This window comes from Glycocaulis sp. (assembly GCF_052168375.1).
Lineage (GTDB): Bacteria > Pseudomonadota > Alphaproteobacteria > Caulobacterales > Maricaulaceae > Glycocaulis.
Window position 1 is genome coordinate 1 of record NZ_JBQLZR010000183.1, and the last position, 6380, is coordinate 6380.

At 58.9% G+C, this 6380-nt stretch carries 9 protein-coding genes; all 9 read left to right on the forward strand.

What is annotated here, in order from left to right:
* Nucleotides 1-257 (forward strand): toxin-antitoxin system HicB family antitoxin (locus ACTS2Z_RS07290; protein WP_442572558.1); only part of this gene is annotated, 257 nt, incomplete at its 5' end.
* A gap of 351 nt (nucleotides 258-608) precedes the next feature.
* Entirely contained in the window at nucleotides 609-1697 is a 1089-nt protein-coding gene (locus ACTS2Z_RS07295) for a hypothetical protein (RefSeq protein ID WP_442572559.1), read from the forward strand.
* Nucleotides 1698-1816: 119 nt separating this feature from the next.
* The gene (locus ACTS2Z_RS07300) at nucleotides 1817-2533 is read left to right on the forward strand and encodes a hypothetical protein (RefSeq protein ID WP_442572560.1); all 717 of its coding nucleotides are present in this window, start codon (nucleotides 1817-1819) and stop codon (nucleotides 2531-2533) included.
* 68 nt (nucleotides 2534-2601) lie between these two features.
* The gene (locus ACTS2Z_RS07305) at nucleotides 2602-4431 is read left to right on the forward strand and encodes a type IV secretory system conjugative DNA transfer family protein (RefSeq protein ID WP_442572561.1); all 1830 of its coding nucleotides are present in this window, start codon (nucleotides 2602-2604) and stop codon (nucleotides 4429-4431) included.
* Nucleotides 4428-4676, forward strand: a complete 249-nt coding sequence (locus ACTS2Z_RS07310) for a hypothetical protein (RefSeq protein ID WP_442572562.1) — start codon at nucleotides 4428-4430, stop codon at nucleotides 4674-4676. The genes ACTS2Z_RS07305 and ACTS2Z_RS07310 overlap by 4 nt, the downstream gene beginning before the upstream one ends.
* Nucleotides 4670-5092, forward strand: a complete 423-nt coding sequence (locus ACTS2Z_RS07315) for a hypothetical protein (protein ID WP_442572563.1) — start codon at nucleotides 4670-4672, stop codon at nucleotides 5090-5092. Before ACTS2Z_RS07310 ends, ACTS2Z_RS07315 begins: the two co-directional genes overlap by 7 nt.
* Before the next feature lie 40 nt (nucleotides 5093-5132).
* Nucleotides 5133-5510 carry a hypothetical protein gene (locus ACTS2Z_RS07320; protein WP_442572564.1) on the forward strand — a complete coding sequence of 126 codons (378 nt, stop codon included), beginning with the start codon at nucleotides 5133-5135 and terminating at the stop codon, nucleotides 5508-5510.
* 102 nt (nucleotides 5511-5612) lie between these two features.
* Nucleotides 5613-5984, forward strand: coding sequence for a hypothetical protein (locus ACTS2Z_RS07325; RefSeq protein WP_442572565.1), 372 nt, complete (start codon nucleotides 5613-5615; stop codon nucleotides 5982-5984).
* A 50-nt stretch (nucleotides 5985-6034) separates the two neighbouring features.
* A partial coding sequence (locus tag ACTS2Z_RS07330; protein WP_442572566.1) for a recombinase family protein occupies nucleotides 6035-6380 on the forward strand: 346 nt, incomplete at its 3' end.

Here is a 6380-nt window from a genome sequence, read left to right on the forward strand (position 1 = left end):
TAGAAAAAACAATAACAAAGCATGGTTTGGAATTGAAGGAGCAGCAAGGCGATCAGAGAATTTATAGGCGTAAAGACGAACTTCCTGATCCATCGAAATCGCATAGATCAGAGGTAAATAGGCTAAAGAAACAATTTCGGGTGCGGGTTGAACCAGAACTTCAGCAAAGGGTTGATGACGCCGCAAAGGCCGAAGGGATGACCCGGCAGGATTGGGTTGAACGTGCATTAAGACGTGCATTAGGTGAGCCTGAATAGAAAGTAGTGCCCCACCTCTTGCAAAGGTGGCGCCCCACATGTTATCCACTCTGATGCCTCCGTTTTCCGGGGGGTGGTTATCGGAGTGTGATCGATGTCATCCAATTATCTCGAATTTGCTGGTTACGCGTTTGCTAGATCAGCCGTCGGCGACGGGGCGGCGCAATGAGCGCCCTCCAATCACCTAACCCTAAAACGTTGCGCGCACTGGAGCGTAAAGCCGGGGATATCCGCGAGGAACAGCGCGAGCTGGAAAGCGGTCAGGAACGTCCTGAATTAGAGCCACTCTTGTCAGAGGGCCGGAGCGTCCTGACGTCCCTTCAAACCCTGCTGCCTGCGTTCGAGGCCGCGATGGACCGCCTCGCTTTGGAACGACTCCAGCGCGGTCAGTACAAACGCCTCATCCAGCACATGCACGATGTTCAGCGTCCGGCAAAGACACCGGACGTGTTGGGAACCTCCCTCTTTCTGTTCCCGCTAATGCTTATAGAAGCCGCGCTGGTCGTTCCGGTTTACATTGAAAGCGGCCATGCGGGCTGGGCCGGAGCCATCGGCTTCTCTCTGGCCTTCACCTTCGCGGTGAATGGTGCGGGCCTGATCGCAGGTTTCTTGTTTCTGTGGTATGCCTTCGTTCGCCTACGCTCGCCTGCGCCGCCTCAGCCTTTTGACTGGCTCAAGCGACTTGGCGCACAGTTTGGCTTTCTGAACTGTCTTACGGCCATCGGCCTTGTCACCTTCGCGTCCCTTCGAACGCAGGCACTCGGGCCGGATGCCTTGAATATCTGGGACTTCGATGCGCTGGGTTTCTGGGACACGTTCGCGGCCCCAAAAGCAACGATCACGCTTCTGATCGCGCTCATCGGTGCAACCCTCGCCATCTACAAGGGCTTTGGCTCCTTCTCGGACCCGGTCCCGCATCTCTCCGATGCCACGCGATATGCGGAGGACGATCTGACCGACACGGTCGATGATCTTGTCGCGTCTTTTGACGAGGAGATGGCTGATCAGGCCGACGACTTCGTTGAACGCGCCGAGGATGTGCTGGGCGATGTCAATGAATGCGGGCGCGACCGCGTGCTCGATGCCTCAGCACTGCGCGACCAGTCTTACGGGTTCAATCAATGGCTCGACCGCGAAATTGCGGCCTTGCGCGACCGCGCGGCAAGAACCGCCCGCATTCGCGCAGAGGTGCGGGGGCGCAAGCCGGAAGAAAGCCATGACGTGGACGTGTCCGCGTTCGAGGCGCTGCGGCTCGACGTGTTCGACCCCGACACCATCAAGCCGGACCCCAAGACCGAAAAACGCGTGAAGAAGCTTCGCAAGCTGGTGGCTCAAGTTCGCGCTGCCGTCAGCGATGCCCGCGCCCGGATGCGCGCCGCCGAGGCGGAGTTTTCCTCAACTTCCATCGATCTCGATATCTCACCAGACGTGAAAGGATAATCCCCATGAGAACGTCCAAACGAAACCGTCAGTCGCGTTCGCGCTCACGCGGGCGCAGGCGTGGAAACGGCCAAATCCTCAAGATCGCCATTCTGGCCGCTATGGTCGCAATTACTCTTGTGGGCGGCGGACTGACCATCACGCACTTGGCCGGACAGGAGCGCATTGATCAGGCAAGCTTCTGTTACGCGCGGGCGGACGCCTACGAGGTTGCCGCGTTTCTCGACGCTTCGTTCGTCGAACAATCGTCCCGCCAGCAGCAACGCGACTACGAAACCGCCTTGCGGCGAGCCTATGATGAAGCGCCCGCGAATGCGCGCATTTCCGTCTTTGTGACGACGCGCAATGTGCACGGCTCCCTCATGGAACCCGCTTTCACCATGTGCCGGCCTCCAGCCACCCCGGAGGAGCAAGAAAGCATTGGTGCACCTTTCGACACGCCGCAACGGCTGGCGCTTCGCGCTGATGCGGCGGCCAACCAATATAATGAGCTGGCCGCAGGCGTGCTTCGTGATGCGCGTGACAGCAATCTGAGCGCCCAGAACTCGCCAATTCTGGCCTCGCTTCAGGGCATTTCTCGCTCGACATTCTTTGATAGTCCGAACCGGATTTTGTGGGCGATCACGGATGGCCTCGAAAACAGCCCGACAGCTCGATTTGGAGCCGTCGCGGGCGATGCGCCGCCTTTCGAAATCTTCGCGCAGCAGGACCGCTATGACGATGTGCGGCCGCGTTCCCTGCGCGGGGCGGATGTCCGGCTCTTGTTGGTCGAAACCGCGACGCTCCCGCAACCCGGCCTTGAGCACATCACGAGCGCCGAGCTGCGCCAGTGGTAACGCGACTACTTCGAGGCTAATGGAGCCGCCAGCGTTGAACTGACCACCATCCGCTTCGGGGCTCAATAATGGCGTTCCGGCGTGAATGGGACCAGCGCGCGACGTTCGTCCGTCTCGCGGTTGCGGCGGGGAGCTTTATGGCTCTCCGTCACATCGGCCCCATATTCAACGATGCGGGCGATTTCAGCTTTCTAACCGCCGGTGCGGGCCTCGCGCTCGCCGTCAGCGGCACGCTGCTGGTCTCGGAGGGCTTCTACCGGCTCGGGCAATTCTTCCGTTGGCGCGATGCTCATGCGCCGCGCGGCAACAAAGGGGATGGCGGCTTTGCGAGGTCTATTCGCGAGCTTCGCAAAGATCTCATCCCGTTCCCGATGCCTGGACCGTATTGGGGCGTCCTGAATGGTCGGGCCATTTTCGCCGACTTCACGATGGCTTGTGTACTTGGTCCGACCGGTTCTGGAAAAAATATCGGGCACAACGATCCCAATATTTTATCCATCGAAGAGTCAAAGAAGATCTTGGACCTGAAGGGCGATACGACGCCAGTTTACGCCGACGCGCTTCGGAAGCGAGGTGAAGAAGTCCGCATACTGAACTTCGGTGCGATGCTCACCGAGTCTTTGGGCGATTCTGATCAATACAACCCTCTGAATCTGATCGCGGATTGCTTCTTTGTTGGCAGTATTCAGGATGTTACGAATGAGCTGACGGAATTTTCCCTCATCATCTACCCCGAACCGCGCGGTGAAAGCGGTTCGAATGACAATCGCTACTTCCGGGATGGCAGCCGCACACTGATCCGTTTTGCGATCTGTGTTGTCGTTCTGATCAATGGGTATAATGCAACGCTGGGCGATGCGCTGGCGTTGTTGCAGGATCGTGAAAGCCTGCTCTGGCATGCGTACTGGGTTGCCGGCCGCCTCGAAGACGAAACAGGCGGTAACGTCGAATTCCCGATCTTCGAAAGTCCCTGGGTCACGCGTCAGGTCAGTGGCGATGTCGAAAGGTTCGCGGATTACCTGCGCGGACTGGCCGCTGGCATCGCCGATCTCCTGCAAGCGGACGATAGCCGCACAGTCGATTCCTTCCTTCAGGGGGCGCTTCAGGCGATGGAGCCCTACAATTGCACGACCCGTGCCCACACGATTACGAAGAATAGCACATTCCGCTTCGCGGACATGAAAGAGCCAGGCCGGACGGTCACCGTCTTCCTGCTGGCTGATGCGACACGGCTTGAAGCCAACAAGCCGATCATCGAACTCGTCCAGCATTGCGCGATGACCGAGTGGAAGCGTTCTCCGCACAAGGCAAAACCTGTCTATTTTCTGGCAAACGAGTCGGCGAATTTCTTAATCCACAACCTGCGTGAAATACTCACATTTTTAAGGGGTTATGGTGTTCACGTCGCCTTATATCTGCAGGGATTATCGGCGTTCGTTGCGGCGTACTCAAAAGAAACTCTTGATACGGTCTTATCCGAGCAGGACGCCTTCCTCGTTCTGCCAGGTCAGACCGAACCGGAAACGCTCAAACTTCTTGAATCCTACCTTTCGCAGGAAAGCTATATCGAGCGCGACCACAGCGGAGACGGACGCGGTCCGTCCGGACTGAGAGGCTTTGGTATCCGCGAGGCCGGCCGCCCTGTCATGACGGCCGAGGCGATCCGCCGTTCGAAGCACGCAATTCTGTGGCTCAAAAAGAACCGGCCCGCGCTGGTTTCCCTGCCTTCGATCGCTTCGATCGCGCCCTTCCGCACGCAGCAGGCGATCAACCCCTTTTACGGGAAGCCGTACCGCCTCCCCGTCCGCCTGCGACTGTGGCGGTACATGTGGCCCGGAAAGGTTCTGCGCCCGGTGTTCTCAATCCTCCGCGCCCTTCAATTCTGGATATGGTCATGACTGCTCGTTCCAACTACGCCCGGCTTGCCAGCCTGTGTGAAACCCTGAGCTGGGTGACGCGCTACTGGTGGCTATTTGTCCTGCTGTTTTCGCTTGTCTCGCCGGTTAGTCCGCACCTGCGTCTGACCTCGGCGGAGCGCACGAGCTGCGCCTATCTCGGCGTTCACGGCATCATCTACGAAGCGCATGAATTTCGCTGCCCGCTATTCGGTCTCATCGAAACGACCGGGAGGGGCCAATGGTAAAGCGCCGCGCTCAGCAGGATGGCGAAAGCACCCGCATTCTCACCCCGACACCCACGGCCTTTAACGGGCCGTGGATGAAAGCGGAAACCCTGGCCCGGCTGCCTGATCTCGCGCGCGATTTCGAGATGAACCGCGACCCGTTCGTGGCCGCCCAGGTTCGCGATCTTCAACTGTCAGAAACCGAACGCCGGGAAGGCGGCGGCGATGGCGCGCGCATGGTCAGGAATGACAAACCGCATCCGGTGCCGAAACCTCCGCCCGAGATCGCCCGGCCTGTCGATACCACCAGCTTCAATGGCCGGTGGCTCGCTGCGCAATACGAAGTCGCCCGAAAGAGCGCACACATTCCAGGGGAGGGAGTTTCATCTTCGCCGGAACGCGCATCCCCGGCGCGCGAGCGCGGGCCTCAGCGATGACGGGCGTATTCACCACGCTCAAACTGAAAAGGAGATCGTTATGAGCGAAAAGCAACCCGGCAATCCGCTGATCGACACCCTGCGCGATGGACGCGTGTTCACAAAAATCTGGCGTAACGAGCGGGAGGGTGCGGAGCCGATCTACAACGTGACTGTGGGCCGTCTCTACGCTGATCCCGAGACGGGCGAGACGCGCGAAAGCCGGTCGCTGAGCGGATCCGATATCCTCAAGGCCCAGGCACTTCTCGGCGAAGCATATCGAACGGTCTCGCAGCTGCGGACGCATATCCGTGAAAACGACGGCGAGCCGCAACGCGGCCTCGAAGCACAGCGTGACGCCGCGCGGGCCAGCGCTCCTGGCAAGGGCAATGGAGCTCCCGACCGCCCACCATCGCGTCGCCATCAACCCGAACAATAGAAATTTCATCTTGAAGAAGTGGGGAAAATAGGACAATGTTCCTATTATGTTCTTCAGGATGAAGAGGAGTTAAAACCAGTTTAGTGAAAGTAGAGGCCGCCAATGCGCCAGAACCATACCAATACGGCCATTCGGCCACCCCCGAAAAATTCCGAGGGCAAAACCGAGTTGTTTGATATTCTGGCCGCCCTCCTGACCTCCGGCGATGCGCCGGACGCCGATGATATGGCCGCGTATCTGACAGCGTTGGACAGTCTCGACATGGATACGGCGCAAAAAGCCGAACTTATCCACACGCTTTGGCAGATCGTTCAAACCCTTGTCAGGATTCGTTTTGGCCTCGATCCGGCCCTTGATGCCTTGTCCGCATGCGCGAATACCGACGCTTCGGCGCAGAGCTGCATGGTACAATCTTCGAACAAGACCCGACCTGATTTTTCCGCCGCCGCGAGCGGAGAAAGCGACCGCCCATGAATTCCAGATACGACCAATTCTCCCAAACGCCCCGCAAGGCGGTCTCGTATGTGCGCATCAGCACAAAGAAGCAGGCCAAAGAGGGTGACGGCCTGCGCTCGCAATCGCGCTCGCTTGAAGATTACGCCCGCTACAAGGGGATGGAAGTCGTAGAGATCTTCTCCGATGTCATCTCGGGCAAATATGCGTCCCGGCCCGGCATGGACGCCATGCTGGAATTCCTGCGCGAGCATACTGAAGAAACGTATGCCGTTCTCGTCCATGATATCGCCCGGCTCGCGCGAGATATCGTCAGTCACACGCAGCTCCGCGCCGAGATCAGCGCGGCAGGCGGCGTTCTCATGTCGCCGTCGATTGAGTTCTCAGATGACCCGGTGGCCCAGCTTCCCCAGCAGC

Bases quoted from the DNA above. Each gene is read 5' to 3' on its own strand.
- ACTS2Z_RS07295 (WP_442572559.1), top strand. From the start codon at position 609: ATGGACCGCCTCGCTTTGGAACGACTCCAGCGCGGTCAGTACAAACGC.
- ACTS2Z_RS07305 (WP_442572561.1), top strand. From the start codon at position 2,602: ATGGCGTTCCGGCGTGAATGGGACCAGCGCGCGACGTTCGTCCGTCTC.
- ACTS2Z_RS07310 (WP_442572562.1), top strand. From the start codon at position 4,428: ATGACTGCTCGTTCCAACTACGCCCGGCTTGCCAGCCTGTGTGAAACC.
- ACTS2Z_RS07315 (WP_442572563.1), top strand. From the start codon at position 4,670: ATGGTAAAGCGCCGCGCTCAGCAGGATGGCGAAAGCACCCGCATTCTC.
- ACTS2Z_RS07320 (WP_442572564.1), top strand. From the start codon at position 5,133: ATGAGCGAAAAGCAACCCGGCAATCCGCTGATCGACACCCTGCGCGAT.
- ACTS2Z_RS07325 (WP_442572565.1), top strand. From the start codon at position 5,613: ATGCGCCAGAACCATACCAATACGGCCATTCGGCCACCCCCGAAAAAT.